Origin of the sequence: Fervidobacterium riparium, from assembly GCF_025370035.1 — a bacterium.
Classification (GTDB): Bacteria; Thermotogota; Thermotogae; order Thermotogales; family Fervidobacteriaceae; genus Fervidobacterium; species Fervidobacterium gondwanense.
In genome coordinates, this window is record NZ_CP009277.1 from 786393 (window position 1) to 809235 (window position 22843).

At 43.7% G+C, this 22843-nt stretch carries 17 protein-coding genes, 2 tRNA genes, 3 rRNA genes and 1 pseudogene; 14 read left to right on the plus strand and 9 right to left on the minus strand.

Features of this window, described 5'->3' with window-relative positions; all coding sequences use genetic code 11:
* Window position 1: 1 nt before the first annotated feature.
* The 7 genes and pseudogenes from pduL to IB67_RS03565 all read right to left on the minus strand — a co-directional run bounded on the left by pduL (window position 2) and on the right by IB67_RS03565 (window position 5162).
* Window positions 2-589, minus strand: a complete 588-nt coding sequence (gene pduL / locus IB67_RS03535; protein WP_072759240.1) for a phosphate propanoyltransferase — start codon at window positions 587-589, stop codon at window positions 2-4.
* A gap of 40 nt (window positions 590-629) precedes the next feature.
* Window positions 630-1784 (minus strand): ribosome biogenesis GTPase YqeH, encoded by a 1155-nt coding sequence (gene yqeH, locus IB67_RS03540; protein WP_424695486.1) that lies wholly within the window; start codon window positions 1782-1784, stop codon window positions 630-632.
* 18 nt (window positions 1785-1802) lie between these two features.
* Window positions 1803-2405 (minus strand): GNAT family N-acetyltransferase, encoded by a 603-nt coding sequence (locus IB67_RS03545; RefSeq protein WP_424695485.1) that lies wholly within the window; start codon window positions 2403-2405, stop codon window positions 1803-1805.
* 120 nt (window positions 2406-2525) lie between these two features.
* Window positions 2526-2862 (minus strand): annotated as a pseudogene (locus IB67_RS03550) (DUF190 domain-containing protein).
* A gap of 31 nt (window positions 2863-2893) precedes the next feature.
* Entirely contained in the window at window positions 2894-3262 is a 369-nt protein-coding gene (crcB, locus tag IB67_RS03555) for a fluoride efflux transporter CrcB (RefSeq protein WP_424695487.1), read from the minus strand.
* 100 nt (window positions 3263-3362) lie between these two features.
* Window positions 3363-4367, minus strand: coding sequence for a class II fructose-bisphosphatase (gene glpX / locus IB67_RS03560; RefSeq protein ID WP_424695484.1), 1005 nt, complete (start codon window positions 4365-4367; stop codon window positions 3363-3365).
* A 207-nt stretch (window positions 4368-4574) separates the two neighbouring features.
* Window positions 4575-5162, minus strand: coding sequence for a hypothetical protein (locus IB67_RS03565; protein ID WP_498875473.1), 588 nt, complete (start codon window positions 5160-5162; stop codon window positions 4575-4577).
* Window positions 5163-5464: 302 nt separating this feature from the next.
* Here IB67_RS03565 and IB67_RS03570 point away from each other — a divergent pair, with 302 nt between their 5' ends.
* The 6 genes from IB67_RS03570 (at window position 5465) to IB67_RS03595 (ending at window position 12832) form a co-directional block, all read left to right on the plus strand.
* On the plus strand, window positions 5465-6442 hold the full coding sequence (locus IB67_RS03570; protein ID WP_498875474.1) for a LacI family DNA-binding transcriptional regulator: 978 nt from the start codon (window positions 5465-5467) through the stop codon (window positions 6440-6442).
* Between the two features lie 24 nt (window positions 6443-6466).
* Entirely contained in the window at window positions 6467-7687 is a 1221-nt protein-coding gene (locus tag IB67_RS03575) for an ABC transporter substrate-binding protein (protein WP_072759224.1), read from the plus strand.
* Window positions 7688-7759: 72 nt separating this feature from the next.
* Window positions 7760-8929: a carbohydrate ABC transporter permease gene (locus IB67_RS03580; RefSeq protein WP_498875475.1), complete on the plus strand. Its 1170-nt coding sequence runs from the start codon at window positions 7760-7762 to the stop codon at window positions 8927-8929.
* A 24-nt stretch (window positions 8930-8953) separates the two neighbouring features.
* Window positions 8954-9850 carry a carbohydrate ABC transporter permease gene (locus tag IB67_RS03585; RefSeq protein ID WP_072759220.1) on the plus strand — a complete coding sequence of 299 codons (897 nt, stop codon included), beginning with the start codon at window positions 8954-8956 and terminating at the stop codon, window positions 9848-9850.
* A gap of 32 nt (window positions 9851-9882) precedes the next feature.
* Window positions 9883-10530, plus strand: a complete 648-nt coding sequence (pgmB, locus tag IB67_RS03590) for a beta-phosphoglucomutase (RefSeq protein ID WP_072759218.1) — start codon at window positions 9883-9885, stop codon at window positions 10528-10530.
* A gap of 31 nt (window positions 10531-10561) precedes the next feature.
* A complete protein-coding gene (locus tag IB67_RS03595; RefSeq protein ID WP_498875476.1) occupies window positions 10562-12832 on the plus strand; it encodes a glycoside hydrolase family 65 protein in 2271 nt (756 codons plus the stop codon).
* A gap of 61 nt (window positions 12833-12893) precedes the next feature.
* On the opposite strand, the gene IB67_RS03600 is transcribed toward IB67_RS03595, so the two are convergent.
* Window positions 12894-13415: a C40 family peptidase gene (locus tag IB67_RS03600; RefSeq protein ID WP_434223577.1), complete on the minus strand. Its 522-nt coding sequence runs from the start codon at window positions 13413-13415 to the stop codon at window positions 12894-12896.
* Window positions 13416-13576: 161 nt separating this feature from the next.
* Here IB67_RS03600 and asnS point away from each other — a divergent pair, with 161 nt between their 5' ends.
* From asnS to rrf, 8 genes are all read left to right on the plus strand, one after another.
* A complete protein-coding gene (gene asnS / locus IB67_RS03605) occupies window positions 13577-14875 on the plus strand; it encodes an asparagine--tRNA ligase (protein WP_498875477.1) in 1299 nt (432 codons plus the stop codon).
* 82 nt (window positions 14876-14957) lie between these two features.
* Window positions 14958-15221, plus strand: coding sequence for a LysO family transporter (locus IB67_RS03610; protein WP_072759212.1), 264 nt, complete (start codon window positions 14958-14960; stop codon window positions 15219-15221).
* Entirely contained in the window at window positions 15218-15796 is a 579-nt protein-coding gene (locus IB67_RS03615) for a LysO family transporter (RefSeq protein ID WP_072759205.1), read from the plus strand. The genes IB67_RS03610 and IB67_RS03615 overlap by 4 nt, the downstream gene beginning before the upstream one ends.
* Before the next feature lie 416 nt (window positions 15797-16212).
* Window positions 16213-17719: ribosomal RNA gene (locus tag IB67_RS03620) — 16S ribosomal RNA — on the plus strand.
* A 40-nt stretch (window positions 17720-17759) separates the two neighbouring features.
* Window positions 17760-17836 (plus strand) — tRNA-Ile (locus IB67_RS03625).
* 5 nt (window positions 17837-17841) lie between these two features.
* Window positions 17842-17917 (plus strand) — tRNA-Ala (locus IB67_RS03630).
* 34 nt (window positions 17918-17951) lie between these two features.
* Window positions 17952-20869: ribosomal RNA gene (locus IB67_RS03635) — 23S ribosomal RNA — on the plus strand.
* A gap of 24 nt (window positions 20870-20893) precedes the next feature.
* Window positions 20894-21010: ribosomal RNA gene (rrf, locus tag IB67_RS03640) — 5S ribosomal RNA — on the plus strand.
* Together the 16S, 23S and 5S rRNA genes with 2 tRNA genes alongside form the textbook arrangement of a ribosomal RNA operon.
* Window positions 21011-21161: 151 nt before the next feature.
* Here rrf and IB67_RS03645 read toward each other — a convergent pair.
* The gene (locus IB67_RS03645) at window positions 21162-22685 is read right to left on the minus strand and encodes an AAA-like domain-containing protein (protein WP_014452079.1); all 1524 of its coding nucleotides are present in this window, start codon (window positions 22683-22685) and stop codon (window positions 21162-21164) included.
* Window positions 22686-22843: the final 158 nt, after the last annotated feature.

Consider the following 22843-nt stretch of genomic DNA (forward strand, 5'->3'; position numbering starts at 1 on the left):
CTCACTCCTCAAGTATATATACGTAGTCACCTGTTTTCAACATAGCAGCATTTGCTTCATCCGTATCAACATGAAATTCAAGGGCGAATTTCTCGCTTACCCTTATAAGAACGTCATCGAATATCAATCTCCTATCTCCTTTTTCAACGACGACTTTAACGATATCTTTATCCTTAACGCCAAATTTCTCTGCGTCTGCTGTGTGCATGTGGATGTGCCTTTTCGCTAAAATTACGCCCTTATCTTTTACAACCGTTCCTTTTGGACCAACTATAACGATTCCAGGTGTGCCTTCAATATCTCCACTATCCCTTACCGGTGGCATCACGCCGAGTTTAAATGCGTCTGTGAGAGAAATCTCAACTTGTGTTTCTTTTCTCTCTGGTCCAAGTACCCTAACATTTTCGATAGCGCCTTTTGGGCCAACAATAATAACAGTCTCTTTACAAGCAAATTGCCCAGGTTGTCCAAGGTCTTTAATCGGTGTAAGTTGATAACCCTTTCCAAAGAGTATTTCAACGTCTTCTTTAGAAAGGTGAACATGTCTGTTGCTAACACCTGCAACAATCGGTAACTCCTTCTTTTTCATATAATACTCCTCCTCTCTGAACTTTAATGACGCAACAATCTTAAATTTTATTAAATTTCCTTTTCGGTTGCATTAATGCTTCCCTCACGTATACATTCACATCTTGAGGTAATGTGAGTTTGAATTTTACAGGACCTCTCTTAACATTTATCCAACAGAACCCAGATACCGATAGTTCCTGATTTTCATCTACAACTATCTCTTCTTCCTTGAAGTTCAGGATTGAGATATCGAATTTACCACACGGAGGAACAAGAACTTTTCCAAAATATTTTGAATAATTGTTTATAAAGCTCTCGTTCTTAGTTTTGTGGAACGCTACATTTTCAGGAGCGTATATCTGGAAAATTGGCCTAAGGGTTTCATCGGGGACGTAAACCGCGTTCAATTTACAAAGTCCGCCGATGAAGATCGTTTCTTCAGGATAAGGTTTAAACGTTTTCCGCGTGACTTCGCCCTTAGCGAGTATTTTTGATTGACATTCGGGATCAAACAGCTCCATCATTCTGTCACCTACAACAATTCCCGGTGCGTCAAAAATTCTAAGTTTTCCAATTTTGTGTTCCACAAGCCCTATAGTCGTGCCTGGATAAGGAGATACAGTAACGGATGATTCGGTTATACTTTTCAGTATAGAAGATTTCCCAACATTTGTCACGCCAAGAACTAAGATACTGCCCGTGAGTTTTTCCAAATCTTTTTTCAACTTACTAATCCCAAATCCATTCTTAGTGCTTGTTATGTATATTTGCGCATTCGGTACGTTTATGCGTTTAATAAGCCACTGCTTCAACTGATTTGCGCCAACGGTTTTGGGGAGTGTATCGAACTTATTAGCGACAAAAATCACATTGTTTTTTTCCAAAAGCTCAATAATTTCAGGTCTGAAAGTACCTTCGAAATCAAATACATCGAAAACGTACATTACATTTTTGAATTTCTTTAACACTTTCATCAAAAAATCCATGATTTGATCTTCGTCGGCTTCGCTTGTGAACATCCCGTAATTTTTCAATTTAAAACACCTTTGGCAAATTATTTCCTTTCCTTCTTTTGAGCGTTTCTCGTATACTTCGTAAGGAATAAAACCTGGTTTTCCTGGATGCTCAAACTGGATCTCCGCTCCACATCCAGGACATGCGTGTTTTTCTTTTAAGTCTCTATGAGTCTTGGAAGCACCTTGATTATTTGTCATTCTATCACCTCAGATTATTTACTTTAGTGCCTTTTCCATTCTCACAAAGGTGAATTTTTGATTTCTAATCGTTACTCTGTTTACCTTCTTGCCAATGTACCCAAGTTTCTTATAAAGATCTATCGCCTGTTTGTTTGTATTCTCAACATCGAGCGAGATTTTCTTGAAATTATTCCTCTTCGCAAGTTCTTCAGCAAATTCCATCAGTCTTTTGCCGTATCCCATACCTCGATATTCCCTGCTGACGGCTATATTTGATATATAAAATTCGTCTCTGCTTATTTTATTACGCATCCACACTAACCTAAACGAAGGAAGCCTTCTAATCAAGTCAAAACCCATGATTCTGAATAATGCAATACCAGTTTTGAATGCTCTCTTCATTATCGTATTTCCTGCAAATGCTACTATCATTCCGACAACTTTTCCCTTCTCTACCTCGAGGACATAGATATTATCAACCGAGTATACAGTACCGGGTGTCTTTATTAACCTGCCAAGGATTACCTTCACATATGGTCCAAAAAGCAGCGGTAGAAAAGACTGCCCTGTTTCCAATATTAAACTTGAAACAACATCTGCGTCAGAAACCTGAGCCTCTCGTATAAGCACGTCAGCCATAAATGGAATACCTCGCCTTGAGTTTTTATGAAATATAAGCCAACAAAATTATACCATAACATTTGAACTGTTTAAACCTCAGTATCCCTGATATGCAGTTTCTTAAATCTTAAAATTTTGTCACTGTGATTTAACATATTTTATTATCTCCACATCGTGCATCATTATTATCAAACCTTCTGTTATCATGTGGTCAATCATTTTTATGAATTCATTAAGTTTCTCCTCTTTATCAAGAATCTCTATGATTATCGGCAAGTCTTGTGAGAGAATTTCACTGAGCGTAGTGTGGACCCTACTGTTGGCTCCAAAACTCTCAATTGCGTATTACAGTTGCACCTGCAAGACCGAACTCCTTAGCCTTCTTGACGATTGCGTGATATAACGGCTCGCCGTGCAACTTATCTGATTCGCCAATAAATATCCTAAGCAATTTACCGTGTCCTTCTAATTTCACAAATAATCCCCCCTCAAGTTAGAGAACGGTACTAAATGACTATGTAAACAACTAACCTTCCGAGTACTACGCCAAATACACTCAAAAACAAATTCAAAACCACGTTCAAAAAAACAAGCATATATGCACCATCTGATAGCAATGCAACCGTTTCATAACTGAATGTGGAGAACGTTGTGAACCCGCCGAGTATACCTGTGGTTAAGAATAACCTCAATTCTGGTGAAATCAACTCTGTTGATAGACTGAACTCCATAATCGCACCTATCAAAAATCCACCCAACGCATTAACTAAGAGTGTGCCCAGTGGTATATCGAACTGACCTATTTTGGCCATATATAAAGACACAGAATAACGAAGTATAGCTCCGATAAATCCGCCAGCACCAACCATTAACACCTTAGACAACTTAAGCGCCTCCCAAGTTCTTAAAAATAAATAGTGGTGGCAAGACTACCACCACTATTCTAACCACTGACAAATTATTGTGCAATACTTTTCATTTCCTTATTCCGTTGATGTACCTTATTTCGCCTGAACTCTTGAGAGGTATAGTCTTGTAATTCAGATTATGTTGTGCAATAATTCTTCTAATTGTTCTTGTTCTTGATCTCATCACTATCGACTCTGTTATTGCAGTGTTCTTGTAGAATTTCACACCTTTAAGCATATCACCATCTGTCACGCCGGTTGCCGCAAATATTACATTATCGCTTTTTATCAAATCATCTGTTTTGTAAACCTTTTCGATGTCATATCCCTGCTCTGCAAGTTTCAACCTTTCATTTTCATCAATAGGCCATAGTTTAACTTGTATTTCTCCGCCGAGCGATTTTAACGCGGCTGCTGCAAGGAGCGCTTCTGGCGAACCACCTATTCCAATGTATATGTTGACGTTGCTTTCAGGAAGAGCTGTTGCAATTGCCGCTGCTATGTCGCCATCGCTTATGAGCTTTATCCTTGCTCCGACCCTTCTGATTTCATCGATTATTTCTCTGTGTCTATCCCTATTAAGTACAACACAAGTCAATTCTGATATTTCCATACCTAAGATTGCTGCAGCTACTCTAAGATTTTCCCTGATTGTTGCATTTATATCGAGCTTCCCGGCAAGCTCTGGACCAACTGCGAGTTTGTATGAATAGTACGTTGGAAGATACTCAATACCACCCTTTTCCGTTGCTGCAATGACGCTTATGGCATTAGGAAGTCCATATGCAACGAGTCTTGTTCCATCGATTGGGTCAACAGCGATATCGAGTTCCGGGTCCTCCTCTTCCCACCTACCGACCTGCTCACCTATATACAACATCGGGGCTTTGTCTTTCTCGCCTTCCCCAAGGACAACAGTACCTCTCATTTCGATATAATCCAGCATACCGCGCATAGCGTCAGATGCCTTTTGATCAACGATTTCTTTATCGCCGCGTCCAAGATATCTGCTTGCCATCAAAGCAGCTGCTTCCGTAACACGCACAAGTTCCAAGGTAATTTCTTTCTCCATAATGTCCCCCCCTTGTTTGAACCTCAGTAAAATTTTAGCACCGTTGTGCACGTGAAAGTATTGTTAAAAGAATATGCATACTGTTATATACTCTTTCTTTAAAATGAATAATGGAACTTTTTTCATAACAAGGGAGAAAAGTGCTGATTTTCGGGAAATGTTGTGAATCGTTGTGTCCAGCCAACAAGCACAAATTTGTTCACATTACTATTTTGCTTTAAAATCAGAAAGTATCTCGATGTTAAGGTCTACGATAGTAACTTGATTTCGATAAGATATCTTTGAAAAATAATACCCATCGGAATTCCTTGTAAGCGGAATGGGAGCGGTTATCAGAGTTTCTTGGAATGGTTCGCCGGGGATTATGCAGTAGAACGGAAACATCTGACTTATCATCCAGCCAAGTTTCTTATCGTTCACGACAACGATGACCGTGCCATGATTTTCAAAAGAACGTAGTTTCTTTATATCAAAGGAGTTGACGTGGTTTATATAATTTCCATGATGGTATAAAACAGAGTTGCTGTTATCGAGCTCGGTTAGAAGAATGTGTTTGTTTTGGAAACTTCTTTCAAATGCTCTCAAAATTTTCAAATCTTCCTTCGAAAAATTCTTCCCAACGATAACATCCGCTGACTTCAGTTCAACGGAAAAGTTGCCTATTACATCTTTAAGACCTTTTCCATCGTAATGTATTATTGCAACACTCAGAAATTTTCTCGGCACTCTTCTTGAAAAAGCTAACTTTCGCAAGTTCCTTAGAAATTTCTTAAAGTAATCACTGAGTATGTTCAAACCTTTATCACTTCCCTTGAGACGTTGTAATCCTGCTTCCTATTATATCATCAAACTTCGGGAGATTTTGAAAATCAGAACCTATAACCCGTTCTTGAATTATGTAATCGATTACATTTTGCAGTCGAAATTCAAGAAAAAATTAGGTATATGCAGCATTGCATATTTCTCGAAATATAAAGATGAAAATCGCCAATATTCAGCACTTTTTAGGAGTTAATTTTCACAAATATATTGTGATATATTACCAATGTAATCGATTACATTAAAGACATGCAACATATAGATTTAGGGGTGTTCTTATGGACATCAAAGAATTGGCGAATTTATGTGGAGTTTCAGTTGCAACTGTATCAAGAGTTTTCAATGAGCCTGAAAAGGTAAGGGAATCTACAAGAGAACTGGTGCTTTCGATGGCGAAGAAGTATGGATATTCTCCTCATTCAGTTGCGAAATCTCTTCGCAAGAGATTCACTGGACTTTTCCTACTTGCAGTTATGAGTGAAGTTGAGAGAGTTTTTGAAGATTCGTACACTTCTAAGTTCCTCAAAGGCGCTGTTGGATATTTCTCAGAGAACAATCTAAAGCTGGTGGTTGACGTTGTCAATCCAAACAAAACGAATGTTATTGAATACTACAGAAGCCTTGTGCTCTCTAAAATGATAGATGGAGTTATATTGATGGATTTGAAAGACGATGACGAACGTGTTGAATTGTTAAATGAGTTGCAGTTTCCTTATGTATGCGTTGGACGGAACAATAGGAACAATTTCATCTATGTCGATTCTGATAACTACAACGGAGGTTACATAGCAGCAGAACACTTCTTGTCTCTTAGGAGAAAAAAGTTGTTGTTTGTAGGAGGTGATCCAACTCTCCCGTTTGAAAGGGATAGAAGGAATGGTTTCTTTGATGGTTGTAAAGGACACGGCGACATAACAATAGTTGAGGAATACGGATATTATGATGAAAAGAAAGTAAAAGAGATACTTGAGATTTATCAGGGAAAATTTGATGGAATTTTCTGCACATCTGATGTTATGGCGTATGCAGCACTGAGATTCTGTGAAAGGAACGGGATAGATGTTCCAATTGTTGGTTTCGACAATATACATCTTTCAGAGATCGCGAACCTGACAACCGTAGACCAGCACATAGAAGTTGTCGGTACTAAGGCAGCTGAGAAGCTCTACAGATTATCAAGAGGACAAAAGGTAGATTCAGAGCTAATTAGCACAGAGTTAATTGTTCGTGGAACCAAGAGGTTCCTTATTCCATAACTATTCTGAAAAGGAGGGTTTAGTATGAGGAAGTTACTCGTGGTACTTTTGACGGTTTTGACAACACTTTCGATCTTCGCAGCATCGAAGATCACTATCAGTGGTTGGCCCGGCAACCCAATCGAAGAGGGAGCTATCAAAAAGGCAGTTGATACTTTCAACACAACGGTAGGAAAACAGAAAGGTATCGAAGTCGTTTGGGAACCTATCGCTGGAGATTACAAGCAAGTTCTTATGACAAGACTTTCCGGTGGAACAGGACCAGATATCTTCTACGTTGATGTTTATGTTTTCGAAGAACTAGCAAAGGCAAACGTGCTTTTGCCACTTGACACATATGTCAAGAGAGACAATTTCGACCTCAACGACTTCTACACATCGCTTGTCGATGCTTTCAAGTACCAGAACAGACTATACGGAATTGCGAAAGACTTCTCGACGTTGGCAGTTTGGTTCAACAAAGAGATATTCGATAAATACAAAGTCCCACATCTCACCAACGATGAGACATGGGACTCCTTCCTCAAGAAACTCCAACAGCTAAAAGCAGCAGGTTACGAAACCCCTCTGGCTCTCGCACCAGATTTTAACAGGGTCATACCATTTATTATAAGCTTCGGTGGAAGACTTGTAAAGCCAGACCTCTCAACAGCTCTTGGAGAACCAAATTCAAAGAAAGCACTGCAATTCTACATTGACCTCGTAACAAAACACAAGGTTGCGAAAGAACCATCAGCACTTGGTTCAGGATGGCTTGGTGAAGCTATAGCAACAGAAAAATGTGCAGTTGTTATGGAAGGTCCATGGACAATAGGCTTCATGAAAGGCTCATTCCCAGATACGTTCAAGAAGATGGGCATCGTTGAAATGCCGAAAGGTATCAAGAAGGCAACGATGATTTACACAGTAGCGTGGTCAATCAACAGAGCAACTCCAAACAAAGATGCAGCATGGGAAGTTTTGAAGTTCCTCGTTACGGAAGGTCAACAGATATTCGTTGACGGCGCAGGTGTGCTTGCGTCAAGAAAATCAATCGCGGCGAAAGATACAGATCCAGTAAAGAAAGTCTTCTACAAAGGTGCCGAATACGGTGTGCCTTGGAAAGTTCCAACACCAACCGGATTGTTCGCAACAGCAAACGATCAGATTAACTCACTCCTTAAAGACCTCTTCTACTCAAAGATAACAGTTGATGATGCAGTAAAGACGATAGAAACAAACTACAACAAGTGGATAGGCAAGTAACTTCCTTGGACAATTTAAAAAGAGGGAGGCGCCTGCCTCCCCTTTATTAAAAACATTCTGGGGGTCTTAGCCGTGAAGTACAGGACAAAAGAAGCTATTGTGGGTTATCTGTTTTCTCTGCCAGTAATATTAACAGTTCTTGTGTTCACAATATATCCAATAATCGCTGCATTCTATTATAGCTTGACGGACTACCAGCCTTTAGAAGCAAGAAAGTTCACATATATTTTTAATCCGTACGATGCACTCGAGATTCATACGGGCGTTTTGCGTGAGGAAGCGAAAAGTTATTCTGTTGATGAACTTCTGAGTTACTTTGACCCCGTCACATTTGTTGAAATCGACGTTGGTGTTAAGTTGAGTGATGAAGAGAAAGAATTGATAAAGAAAAACTTGGATTCACTTAATCTGCTGGCTGACTACAGAAAAGGACGCTTGCCTAAGGAAATTAAAATCTCAGACTTCATGAAGCGCTACATGAGAAATGATTCTAATCGCTTTACGCGATACAGACCGAAGTTTGTCGGAATTCAAAACTTCAAGGACATGTTTAAGGATATGTATTTTTACACATCCTTTTGGAATGCATTTCTATATTCAATCATCGTAGTTCCAATCCAAACTCTGCTTGCAATAATCCTTGCCGTTGCGGCAAATTCCAAGATACGAGGCGTTAACTTCTTCAAGTCCATTTTCTTCTTACCAGCGATAACTTCTTCAGCAGCGCTTTCAATGATTTTCTGGCTCATCTATTCAAAGCCAGGAATTTTGAACAAAATACTTCTTTCGCTTTTTGGAAGATTTGGATTTGAGCCGATAGATTACCTCAACGAACCGAATATAGCACTCTTTGCGATAATGGCGATGAACATATGGTCAACGGCTGGATACTTCATGGTTACGTTCCTTGCCGGGTTGCAAGATATTCCATCAAGTATCTATGAAGCAGCGAAAATCGATGGTGCGAACGGTTGGCAAACTTTCTGGAAAATCACAGTTCCACTTTTGAGGCCTCAGATAGTTTTCGTTTCCATAATGGGAACAATAGGATGTATGCAGGTGTTTGACCAAATATACTTCCTCATAAGAAACCTGAGAAACATAACTATCTCGTTCTACATATACAAGAATGCATTTGAATACGGAAAGATGGGTTATGCATCAGCTCTTGCGGTTGTACTCTTTGCTGTGATTTTGACGCTTTCACTGATCCAAAGAAAAGTCATCAAAGAAGAATACTGATATTTCGGGATGGGCGGTGAGTCTATGGACAGTAGAAATGACAAGAAGAATATATCAATCGTAGTATCATACGTTGTACTTATAGCATACGCAATAGCTACGCTCTTCCCATTTACTTGGGCTATCCTTGTTTCACTTACGCCAATTACATACTTTGATGAAAGCGGAAATGAAAAGGGCGTAAATATCTTTGATTGGCCACCGAAAATAAGACTCTTCCCAAAACCATCTGCGTTTGGTGCGCCACTTACGTTTCAGAATTACAAGTTGATCTTCGAAGTTGTTCCGCTTTACAGAAAGTGGCTGTGGAATACCATAGTCTACGCTGGGCTCTTGACGATGGGAAATATACTGCTAAATTCTCTTGGTGGTTATGCGTTCGCTCGGTTGAATTTTCCGCTTAAAAACTTCTGGTTCACGATGTTCCTTGCAACAATGATGGTCCCAGGGCAAGTAACGCTTATTCCTCAGTACAACTTGCTTGTCAAATACGGTTTGGTGAACACTTACACTGGACTCTTCCTTCCAAAGCTCACAAACATATTTGGCTTGTTCTTGATGAGGCAATTTTTCTTAAACTTTCCAAAAGAACTTGAAGAAGCTGCTAGGATAGATGGTTCGGGTATTTTGAGAACATACTTCAAGATAGTTTTACCGAACGCACTCCCAGCTGTCAGTGCACTTGCCATTTACACGTTCCTCGGAGCCTGGAACGACTTTCAGTGGCCATTGATAATACTCAGCAGGAAAGAGATGTACACACTTACTCTCGGATTGAACTTCTTCAAAACATCTTACTACACTTACTGGCAATACATGATGGCTGCATCGATATTCATGACTATACCGATGATAATAATATTCCTCTCGTTCCAGAGGTACTTCATCGAAACAGGAAAAGCGGTAGCTGTGAAGGGATAAAGATAAGAAAATTCTATTAAGGAGGACGAGGCATGAGACCTAAGGCTTGTATCTTTGATCTCGATGGTGTTATCGTCGATACCGCAAAGTATCATTACCTTGCTTGGAAAAGATTAGCGAAAGAACTCGGATTTGAATTTACGGAAAAAGACAACGAAAGATTGAAAGGTGTAAGCCGAATGGAGTCGCTTGAAATTTTACTCTCAGTTGGTGGGATTAAGATCGAAGACCAAAAATTGAAAGAACAGTTATCCGACAAGAAGAACAATTGGTATGTCGAATACATCAGTCAGATGACAAAAGACGAGATACTTCCAGGTGTCGAGGAGTTCTTGAGAAAATTGAAAAACGCCGGAATTAAGATTGCTATCGGTTCTGCAAGTAAGAACACAATGACAATACTCAGAAGAATCGAACTTGTTGATCTTTTCGACTCGATAATCGATGGTACTAAGATCACGAAAGCCAAACCAGACCCAGAGGTATTCCTGAAAGCAGCCGAGGAACTCAATGTTGATCCAAAAGATTGTTGTGTCTTTGAAGATGCGGTAGCCGGAATAGAGGCGGCGAAGAGGGCAGGAATGAAAGTGATAGGCGTTGGTGATCACGAGATACTTAAGGATGCTGATAGGGTTATAACCTCGTTCGTGGGTCATGGAATAGAGCTTGTTGAATTCTGACTTGAATTCTGAGTTTACGGAGGGAAGTGTGATGTGGACAGTGCGTAGAGAGAAATACTTGCCAGAAGAAAACCTCGTTTACGAAACCATCTTCACATTGGCAAACGGCTATCTAAGTTTACGCGGTACAGAAGAATTTTCAAGCAGAGCAATGAGAGGCACATATGTTGCCGGTATCTTTGATAAACACCACGCACAGGTTACCGAGCTTGTTAACCTTCCAGACCCTCTTAGGTTTGCTATATACGTTGACAATGAGCCGCTGAGTCTTGATTATTCAAATTTGAAAAAGTATGAACGAACACTCGACATGGAGAATGGCTTGCTTAACTCTTTGTATGAGTTTGAAGTTAATGAGAAGACGATACTCGTAGAATCTCAAAGATTCGTAAGCAGAGCCAACCTCCATCGCTTTGGTGTTAGATATAAAATTACGCCAAAGTTTAACGGGAAAATTGTGGTTGAAAGTAGCATCGATGCGAATACATATAATGGTTACCTCGAGCCTATTAACAAGGTGCAACACTATGAAATAATTGATTCAAAGGACCTCGAACCAGGAATAATTGTTCTTGTGAAAACACACGATAAAGGGCACAACATAGCAATCGCAACTTACATTTCTGGAAAATATGAAGATGGAGAAAACGCTTTGAAGTTCAGAAAGTTTAGAAAAATTGGCGACAATCCTCAAGAGAGCTACACGATATTTGTAAAGGAAAATCAGTCGATAATTATTGAGAAATTCGGAAGCATTTACACATCGTTAGATGTTGAAATTGAAAATCTTGTAGAAAGGACAGTTTGTGAATTAGAAAGTTTTCTAAAAGACACCTTCGATAAAGAACTGGACATACATGCTAAGATTGTACAAAAAACTTGGGATGATATGGACATAGTGATTGAAGGAGATGAAACCGCGCAAGTTGGAATACGATTCAACCTCTTCCACCTTTACCAGTGCGCTCCTGACAATCCAAAGGTAAGCATAGGTGCAAGGGGTTTGCATGGTGAAGGTTATAAGGGACACGTTTTCTGGGACACTGAAATATTTATGTTCCCGTTTTTCCTTTACACGCTGCCTGAATATGCAAAGAATTTGCTCCTTTACAGGTACAACACACTTCCTGGTGCGAGAAGAAATGCACAGATGAACGGGTTCAAAGGTGCCCAGTTCCCGTGGGAATCAGCCGACGAAGGGCTTGAGGTTACGCCAAAGTGGGGTGAAGATTACCTTGGAAATCCTGTGAGAATCTGGACTGGCGACGAAGAATTTCACATAAATTCAGACATAGCTGTTGCGTTAGTGCACTACCACACAGTGACTAAAGATGATGAATTTATGATTGACTACGGTGTTGAGATGCTACTTGAAACCGGCAAATTCTGGGAATCGAGGCTTGAGTACAATGAAAAAGAAGACAGGTATGAAATAAAGAGGGTAATAGGACCAGATGAATTTCACGAACACGTTGACAACAACGTTTATACAAACTACCTTGCGAAATGGAATTTGTTGAAAGCAGTTGAATACTATAATTGGATAAGGGAAAAATCTCCCGTAAAGTTTGAAAAACTAAAAACGCTTCTCGGATTGACTGATGAAGAAGTAAACAGCTGGGTAGAGAAGGCAGAAAAAATATACATTCCTCGAAAACCTGGCGAGAAACTGATAGAACAATTTGAAGGATACTTCAAATTGGAAGATATCGAAATCACTGAATGGGATGAGAACGGGCTACCAAAATGGCCAAAAGGGCTTGATTTGACAAAACTCGGGGAGACACAATTGATCAAACAACCAGATGTTGTCATGCTCATGTTAGTCTTGCCCGAAGAATTTACATTTGAAGAGATGAAAGTGAATTATGAGTACTACGAAAAAAGAACGATGCACAAGTCCTCTTTAAGTCCATCGATGTATTCAATAATGGGTCTTAAAGTCGGGGATACGCACAATGCTTACAGATACTTTTTAAAGACTGTACTCGTTGATTTAGAAGACAACCAGGGCAACACGAACAACGGTTTCCACGCGGCATCCGCCGGCGGAGCGTGGCAATCGGTTGTATACGGATTTGCAGGCATGGAATTGGAAAAAGATGGTTCACTCAAGTTCAATCCGTGGCTACCGGAACACTGGAAATCTTTGAGTTTCAAAATACATTACGCTGGAAAGCCAATTAAAGTGAGCATCACAAAAGAAAAAATCGCATTCGAATCCGAGACAGAGCTTGAAGTTGAAGTAAAGGGCAGAAAGTATAAAATAAATTGTGGAAAAACAGAGGTTCAATTGGTATGAAAAAGAGAAAACGGCTAAGGTTGATACCTTAGCCGTTTTGTTAATTTATACACCAGATCACTTATTGCTGTACAACCAAAATCCTTCCAAAAGCGTATTTTCTTGCCGAGAGTAAAGACAAAGGACGCCTATCAACTTTATTTTGGTGTATCCCGTCGGACATCTCAGCGGAATCCCAAACCCATATATTTCCGTATTTATCGATTCCTTCGAATATAACAACGTGGTCAAACACCGTGTCTTCATTCATGTCAAAGAAAATGAGGTCACCTTTCTTTAAATCTTTCAACTCCTTTATGGGCTTTGTGTTGTACCTGTACATATTGTCTGCCGTAACGTCATACACTAAGGAATTCTTGTAAACGAATCTCTTGTACCCTAACTGATTTAATAAGTAAATAATTAATCCACTGCAGTCTAAACCGAGCTCGGAGGTTCCGCCCCAAACGTATGGAACCGCCCTCAGTTTATACAGTTCCGAAAACATTTTTTCTATCTCAGAGCTTGTAAGCTCTCGTGTTGTAAAGCCGAAATACATTCCACTGATTACGAGAAGTAAAAATACCAAAAGAATTTTCCGCATCACTATTTCTTCTCCTCCTTGCATCATCTCAGAAAATTATAACATACCAATTCAACATTAGAAAGATTGAAAACTTCAGAATGTTGAAAAGAAAGCAGATATGGTATAATCTAAATTAAGTATCTTGAGCAAATGAATTGAAAAACAAGGAGGCATTGGGTATGGAGTGGGTGTACATAAAAGATTTAAAAGAATACATCGACCAGGAAGTTGAGCTGAGAGGCTGGGTAAGGCGCAAAAGGTCAAGCGGTAAGATTCTGTTTATAGAAATGCGCGATGGGACAGGATTTGTTCAGGTTGTAGCTGAAAAGAGCACAATTGGCGATGAGAATTTTGAGAGTGCCGATAAACTCAGGCTTGAATCATCTTTCATCGTAAAGGGAAAAGTCAGAAAAGACGAGCGCGCACCATCTGGCGTTGAAATACTTGCTACGGAAATCATTCCAGTTCAGATACCGCAAGAAGACTTTCCAATCCAGAAACCGGACCACAGCATAGAGTACTTGATGGAACACAGACATCTCTGGCTTAGGGCCAAAAGACAGTTCCACATACTAAGGATAAGAGATGCTGTGATAAAGGCTATTAGAAAATTCTACTGGGAAAGGGATTTCGTGCAGATCGATACACCTATATTTACCGGAGCAATTGGCGAAACTGCAGGTAACTTGTTCGAAGTTGACTACTTTGACTATGGTAAAGTCTACCTTACGCAAACAGGTCAGCTTTACTTAGAGGCAGCCTGTATGGCACTCGGAAAAGTGTTTAACCTCGGACCAACGTTCAGAGCTGAAAAATCAAAGACGAGAAGGCATTTGATAGAGTTCTGGATGAACGAAGCGGAAGTTGCCTACTACGAACACGAAGATAACGTCAGGCTCCAGGAAGATTTAGTTTACTACATAGTCCAGTACGTGTTGAACAACGTATACGACGACCTTGTTGCGATTGGCAGGGATGTTTCAAAACTCGAAAAGGTTCAAAAACCATTCCCGAGAATGACTTACACGGAAGCTGTTAACTTCTTGCAAAAGCAGGGATTTGACATAAAATGGGGCGATGACTTTGGAGGAGACGAAGAAACAGTCTTGGCAAAACAATTCGACAGCCCATTGTTTGTAACACATTACCCAAGACAGGCAAAGGCATTTTACATGCAACCTGATCCAGAAAATCCGCAGGTTGTTCTCTGCGATGACCTACTTGCACCGGAAGGCTATGGTGAGATAGTCGGTGCATCGCAACGTATACATGACTACGATCTAATGGTTGAAAGATTGAAAGAACATAACCTGCCAGTTGAAAAATACGACTGGTACCTCGACTTAAGGAATTTCGGCTCAGTTCCGCACAGCGGATTTGGACTTGGTGTGGAGAGAACAATAGCATGGATTGCAGGCCTTGAACACATAAGAGAAGCCATTCCGTTCGCAAGAACGCTCTACAGAGTGCATCCGTAATTTTCGAAGCAGTTTTAAATAACTGATTGGGAGGCATATGCGCCTCCCTTTTTATAAAGACTTTTGACAAGGAGCGAAGAACATGATTTGGTGGGTATTAATCGTATTTTTTGCAGGTTTCTTTGTAGGGAAATTCATAAATACAAAATGGATAGGAAAATATAAAGTGATAATGCTTCTTACAATGACCTTGTTGTTCTCTCTCGGACTTAAAATTGGGAGTAACGATGAACTTTTCAGCAAAATTGATTCAATAATATTTTTCGGACTATTAATCGCACTTGCAGGTGGGGCGGGGAGTTTCTTGGTTGGTTACATTATTGAGAGGGTGGTGAATAAAAAATGAGCATCTTAATGTTGATTGGATCTGTTGTTATTGGACTGATAGTTGGACGTCTTACTCGTACTCAATTACCGGGAAATACTGTTGACATTGTTCTTTATTCACTTGTATTCTTGGTAGGTTTGGATTTAAGTAAGGAGAAGATAGAGAAGAGGTTTTTGAAAGATATTATAGGAAGCATAATTTCAACGATTGTAGGTACCCTTTCATTTGTATTAGTATTGTCCTTCTTCCTACCGTTGAAACAGCTTGAAACTATAGTTGCTGCCTCAGGATTTGGATGGTACAGTCTGTCTGCTGTCCTCATAACAAATTCATACAGTGCGTATATAGGAAGTATATCGTTCTTTGCAAATGTGCTGAGGGAATTAATTGCAATAGTTATCTCTCCGTTTGGACTAAAATTTTCTCGCTACGGAACAATATCTGTTGCAGGGGCAACGTCTATGGATACTCTTCTTGGAATTATCGCAACTTATAGCGACAGAGAGACAGCTCTTGTTTCCTTCGGACATGGGTTTGTTATTTCCCTGCTCGTTCCAGTTTTTGTGAACATATTCTTGAAATTCCTAATCTAATTCACACTCCCATATTATTTTAGCGTATTTTAGTCACTATCGAAACGCCTGAGAGATAGGCATGCTGTGGTTGTTTGTAACAGAAAGTGGTAAGGAGTCGTTACGGAATGAGGCTTTACAGTTAACGCAAGATGGTGTAGAATGAATCTCGCCGTCTGACAGAAGGCGGAAGGAAAGAAGCGAGAAAGAAGAAAGACAAAAAAGACAGTTGACAAAACAAAGAGGATATGGTAAATTAAGAAACGCTTGAGGAAAGCAAGCGGAAGAAAGTACGGGTCTTGACAAAATTGAAGGACTATGGTAAATTAACAAAGCGCCGAGCGACGACACGAAGAAGGTAAGGGAAAGCCCGGTCATTGAAATACGAATAGCAGCCACCGAAAAAAGATAAGCTTGGGTTGAACCTGACAAGGGTTAGCTTGGAGGGTTTGATCCTGGCTCAGGGTGAACGCTGGCGGCGTGCCTAACACATGCAAGTCGAGCGGTGCGGCTGGAAGCTTCGGTGGAAGGCTGCATAGCGGCGGACGGGTGCGTAACACGTAGGAACGTGCCCCCTGGAGGCGGATAGCCGTGGGAAACTGCGGGTAAACCGCCGTAGACTCGGGAGAGTAAAGGCCGAAAGGCGCCAGGGGAGCGGCCTGCGGCCCATCAGGTAGTTGGTAGGGTAACGGCCTACCAAGCCGACGACGGGTAGCCGGTCTGAGAGGATGGCCGGCCACAAGGGCACTGAGACACGGGCCCTACTCCTACGGGAGGCAGCAGTGGGGGATTTTGGACAATGGGCGAAAGCCTGATCCAGCGACGCCGCGTGGAGGACGAAGCCCTTCGGGGTGTAAACTCCTTTTCTCAGGGAAAAAAGCTGATGGTACCTGAGGAATAAGCCCCGGCTAACTACGTGCCAGCAGCCGCGGTAATACGTAGGGGGCGAGCGTTACCCGGAATTACTGGGCGTAAAGGGTGCGTAGGCGGCCGTGTGTGTCTGGCGTTAAAATCCACGGCTCAACTGTGGGTATGCGCTGGAAACTGCACGGCTTGGGTGCAGCAGAGGCAGACGGAACTGCTGGTGTAGGGGTGAAATCCGTAGATATCAGCAGGAACGCCGGTGGAGAAGTCGGTCTGCTGGGCTGTAACCGACGCTGAGGCACGAAAGCTAGGGGAGCAAACCGGATTAGATACCCGGGTAGTCCTAGCCGTAAACGATGCTCACTTGGTGTGGGGGCGAAGGTCTCCGTGCTGAAGCTAACGCGTTAAGTGAGCCGCCTGGGGAGTATGCCCGCAAGGGTGAAACTCAAAGGAATTGACGGGGGCCCGCACAAGCAGTGGAGCGTGTGGTTTAATTGGAAGCTAAGCCAAGAACCTTACCAGGGCTTGACATGCTGGTGGTACTGAGCCGAAAGGTGAGGGACCTTACCGAAAGGTAAGGAGCCAGCACAGGTGGTGCACGGTCGTCGTCAGCTCGTGCCGTGAGGTGTTGGGTTAAGTCCCGCAACGAGCGCAACCCCTGCTCTTAGTTGCCAGCACGAAAGGTGGGCACTCTAAGAGGACCGCCGGCGACGAGCCGGAGGAAGGAGGGGATGACGTCAGATACTCGTGCCCCTTATGCTCTGGGCGACACACGCGCTACAATGGGATGGACAGCGGGAGGCGAGGCAGCGATGCTGAGCAAACCCCACAAACCATCCCCCAGTTCAGATTGTGGGCTGAAACCCGCCCACATGAAGCCGGAATTGCTAGTAATCGCGGATCAGCCACGCCGCGGTGAATACGTTCCCGGGCCTTGTACACACCGCCCGTCAAGCCACCCGAGTTGCGGGCACCCGAAGACGGTGACCTTTAGGGGCGCCGTTGAGGGTGAACGTGGTGAGGGGGGCTAAGTCGTAACAAGGTAGGTGTACCGGAAGGTGCGCCTGGATCACCTCCTTTCTAAGGAGAAGTGGTGGCTGCTATTCGGATTTGAGTGATTGGGCTCGTAGCTCAGATGGTCAGAGCGCACGCCTGATAAGCGTGAGGTCGGAGGTTCGATTCCTCCCGAGCCCACCATGGGTGGGGACATAGCTCAGCTGGGAGAGCACCTGCTTTGCAAGCAGGGGGTCAGGGGTTCGAATCCCCTTGTCTCCACCAATGGGGAAGGGTCATTGAAAAGTGCATAGGGAAAGGTGAAGGAAGAAAGGGCATGCAGTGGATGCCTAGGCGGCAGGAGGCGAAGAAGGGCGTGGCAAGCTGCGAAAAGCCCGGGGGAGCTGCAAGCGAGCGTTGATCCCGGGATACCCGAATGGGGAAACCCGCATGGGTGAGAGCCCATGTGCCGAAAGGCGCGATACCCGGGGAAGTGAAACATCTCAGTACCCGGAGGAGAAGAAATCAAACGAGATTCCCTGAGTAGAGGCGATCGAAAGGGGAGGAGCCTAAACCAGCGCGAGCTGGGGTTGTGGGACACAGTTAGGCTGAGTCCGCACTGAAGCGTTGTATAGCCGAACAGTCTGGGAAGGCTGACCGTAGAGGGTGACAGTCCCGTAGGCGAAATGCAACGCGTAGGTGTGACTGTGATCCCGAGTAGCGCGGGACTCGAGGAATCCCGCGTGAATCAGGGGGGACCACCCTCCAAGGCTAAATACTACCTGCCGACCGATAGCGCAACCAGTACCGTGAGGGAAAGGTGAAAAGCCCCCCGGAAGGGGAGTGAAAGAGACCTGAAACTGCATGCCTACAAGAAGTCGGAGCCCGCGAGGGTGACGATGTGCCTTTTGATTAATGAGCCTGGGAGTTATCGCATCTGGCGAGGTTAAGCCGATAGAGGCGGAGCCGAAGCGAAAGCGAGTCCGAATAGGGCGCGAGTCAGGTGCGATAGACCCGAAGCCGGGTGAGCTACCCATGGGCAGGGTGAAGGTGGGGTAAAACCCACTGGAGGCCCGAACCGGTGGATCGTGAAAAATCCTCGGATGACCTGTGGGTAGGAGTGAAAAGCTAACCGAACTCGGTGATAGCTGGTTCTCCCCGAAATGCATTGAGGTGCAGCCTCAGCAGTTCTGTGGCGGAGGTAGAGCGCTGGTAGGGCTAGTGGGGTAACCTGCGAACCCTGTCAAACTGCGAATGCCGCCACACGATATGCTGGGAGTGAGCCCGTAGGGGATAAGCTCTACGGACGAGAGGGGAACAACCCAGACCGTCGGCTAAGGGCCCGGAGAGGTGGCTAAGTGTGAAGAGGAAGGATGTGGTGTGTCCCTGACAACCGGGATGTTGGCTTAGAAGCAGCCATCATTTAAAGAGTGCGTAACAGCTCACCGGTCGAGACGCACTGCGCCGAAAATGTGCGGGGCTGAAGCCACCCCCCGAAGCCACGGAACCAGAAATGGTTGGTAGGGGAGCGTTCCGCGGTAGGGAGAAGGTAGACTCGAGAGAGCTACTGGACGAGGCGGAAGTGAGAATCCAGGCATGAGTATACGAGAGGATGGTGAGAATCCATCCCCCCGAAAGCCTAAGGGTACCTGGGGAAGGGTCGTCCGCCCAGGGTGAGTCGGGACCTAAGGAAAACCCGAAAGGGGTATCCGATGGGAAACCGGTTAATATTCCGGTACCAGCTGTGTATCGATACTGCAAGCGGGGACGCAGGAGGCTAAGTTCTGGGGATAAGTGGCAAATCCCTCCAAGCGGTTAGGTGTTGAGGGCTGTAGGTAAGTCCGCAGCCTGAGCTGAGCCGTGAAGGGGAGGCTCCGAGAGGGGCCAACGGGACTGACGCCACACTGCCAAGAAAAGCCGCGTGTAGTGATACATGGCTGCCCGTTCCGCAAACCGACACAGGTAGGCGGGCTGAGAAAGCTAAGGGGAGCGGGATAACCCTTGCCAAGGAACTCGGCAAATTAGCCCCGTAACTTCGGGAGAAGGGGTGCTACGTTAGGTTGAAGTCAGGGGAATCCGCGAGGAGGAAACTGACGGAGGCCGAGGTAGCCGCAGTGACAAGGCCCTGGCGACTGTTTACCAAAAACACAGGTCTCTGCCAACTCGATGAGAGGAAGTATAGGGACTGACGCCTGCCCGGTGCCGGAAGGTTAAGGGGAGGGGTGCAAGCTCCGAACCGAAGCCCCGGTAAACGGCGGCCGTAACTATAACGGTCCTAAGGTAGCGAAATTCCTTGTCGGGTAAGTTCCGACCTGCATGAATGGCGTAACGACTGGGGCACTGTCTCGGCAGGGGACCCGGTGAAATTTCAGTCTGGGTGAAGATGCCCAGTACCCGCAGCTAGACGGAAAGACCCCGTGGAGCTTTACTGTAACCTGGTATTGTGCTCTGTTGCGGCGTGTACAGGATAGGTGGGAGGCTAAGAAGCGGGCTCGCCAGGGTCCGTGGAGCCGACGGTGGGATACCACCCTCGTTGCAGCGGAGTTCTAACCTACGTGTGTGGAGAGCACACGAGGGACAGTGCCAGGTGGGCAGTTTGACTGGGGCGGTCGCCTCCCAAAGAGTAACGGAGGCGCGCAAAGCTCGGCTCAGGTGGGTTGGAAATCCACCGTTGAGTGCAAGGGCAAAAGCCGGGCTGACTGCGAGACCGACGGGTCGAGCAGAGGGGAAACCCGGTCCTAGTGACCCGGCGACTCCGAGTGGAAGGGTCGTCGATCAACGGACAAAAGTTACCCCGGGGATAACAGGCTAGTCTAGCCCGAGAGTTCACATCGACGGCTAGGCTCGGCACCTCGATGTCGGCTCATCCCATCCTGGGGCTGAAGCAGGTCCCAAGGGTTAGGCTGTTCGCCTATTAAAGGGGTACGTGAGCTGGGTTCAGACCGTCGTGAGACAGGTCGGTCCCTATCTGCTGCGGGCGCAAGAGGCTTGAGGAGGGTCGCCCTTTGTACGAGAGGACCAGGGTGAGGGAGCCACTGGTGTACCAGCTGTCCTGCCAAGGGCATACGCTGGGTAGCTACGCTCCTGAGCGATAACCGCTGAAAGCATCTAAGCGGGAAGCGCGCTCCAAGATGAGGCCTCCAAGGCCGGTCCGAGAAGAGGACCTAGATAGGCCGGTGGTGGGAGCACCGAGAGGTGTGGAGCCAACCGGTACTAATAGGCCGAATCCTTCACCTTAACCCTATGCACTTTTGAATGACCCTGGGTGCCGATACTGCGGTGGGAAACACCCAGCTCCATTCCGAACCTGGCCGTTAAGCCACCGCGGGCCGATGGTAGTAAGGGGGCGACCCCTTGCGAGAGTAGGTAGTGCCCAGGTTTAGGATAAATGAACAAACCACTCCCTGAAAAATACTCAGGGAGTGTTTGTTTTTTAGGTACAAGTGCCAAGTTCTGAGTTGCGGGTTGCGAGTGAAAAAACAAAAAATAATCACTTTCTCGCAACTCGTAACTCGCCACTCGAAACTTCTTACATTCTCGACGGTTTTTCATATCCTGTCTTTATCCACCAGATATGCAATACTCTGCCTTCTATTTCTTCTTTCTCATACTTACTCTCTTCTATTTCTTTCTCAAATATCACATACCATCCTTCGTTTAATCCTCTTCTTTTTATGTATTCCAACAACTGCCTTTTCCCTTTCTCATATTCGTCGTACCATATATTCGATTTTACTTCTATCAGGTATTCTTTGTTGTTCACGTTCACAAGTAAATCGACTCGTCCTCCACATATTTGTGCTTCTGGGTACACTTTCCCTCCGATTATCTCAACGTACGTACTCAAGAATTGATCCAAGTTGTATTGGTAAACGCCTTCGTAGTAATTTCTTCCATTGAACATTATCCCGCCTCGTTGCTCAATGTATCGGATGTATCGTTCAAGTAATTTGTTTAAATCTATCCCACCATCTTGGGTTATGTACGTTTTTATCGTGTCTTTGAGCGTTATCATGTAATCTCGCTCACCATTAATTTTTGGTTTGAAGTAAGAATAAAGCTTTTTGTAATACAACGGTACTTTGACACAGCATACTCCTTCGCAGTTGTCTATCACTCCGTGTAAGTATAAAAACTTTATCCTCTCATCGCTTATATCAAACTCCACCTTATTTGGGTCAAACAATATACGGAGCATTATCTCTTGTTCTTTTTTTGCCTTTGCAACGATGTTTTCCATGTTTCTATTTATGTACACTTTGAGGAAATCGTATAGTGTTTTATCAAAGTGTTGTTTGGTAATGATTTTCTCATTCTTAGCTTTGTTTTCGACTAAATCGTATGCAAGAGCGTTTGTTAATCCTGGTTGTCCAGCTGCGTTGTGCCAGATTAATTCTTTGACTTGCTCATCGAACATTTGCCCTGTTTCGTTTTCGTGTTGGGAGAGTAAATCGTACACTTGTTCTTTGGTAAAATACGGAAGCCAAAGGTGTTCCGCTATATTGAACGGACTTGCGTTATCTGAGAGTACCCCGCTTAAATACCCTACACTTATCAGTATCACGCTTCTTAATTTCACTTCTTTTTTTCTGTGATATATCCCCCTTATCACATGTAAAAAGCTGTTCATTACTTCCGAATTATTCATCAGCTCAAATTCATCTATCATCAGTACTATCTCTTTTTCTTCAATTTCATACAATCTTTCAAACAATCCCTTTATGCCTTCCATATTTTCTGGTACAGCTATATCTACATCTTTTCCATAATCCCATTTTATGCTTCGTTTTATATCATCAACAAATACTTTGAGAAATTCATTTTTGTTGTTGGTAAAATAGGTTTCAAAGGAAAGAAAAATAGAAAGGTATTTGTCTTTGATTTTGTCTCTTACATCGTTTAAAAACGTAGTTTTCCCAGTTTGTCTGGGAGCAGAGATGGTGAAGTATCGATAATTTTCGATGTATTCAAGAGCTTTTTGCATTTCAACTGGTCGTTCAACGTAATAGCAAGTTTCTTTATCGACCGGTCCTGTGGTGCAGAATCGTCTCATCGGAACACCTCTTTTAAAGTCGCAAGTTCCGAGTGTCGGGTTGCGAGTGTTTTCATCGGAATCTGCTGATCTGGAATCCGTAAAAAATTGTTTCTCAATTTTCTGACGATATTCTTATTTTATTATATCACAAAACAAAATGAAGTCTTCCTAAAAAA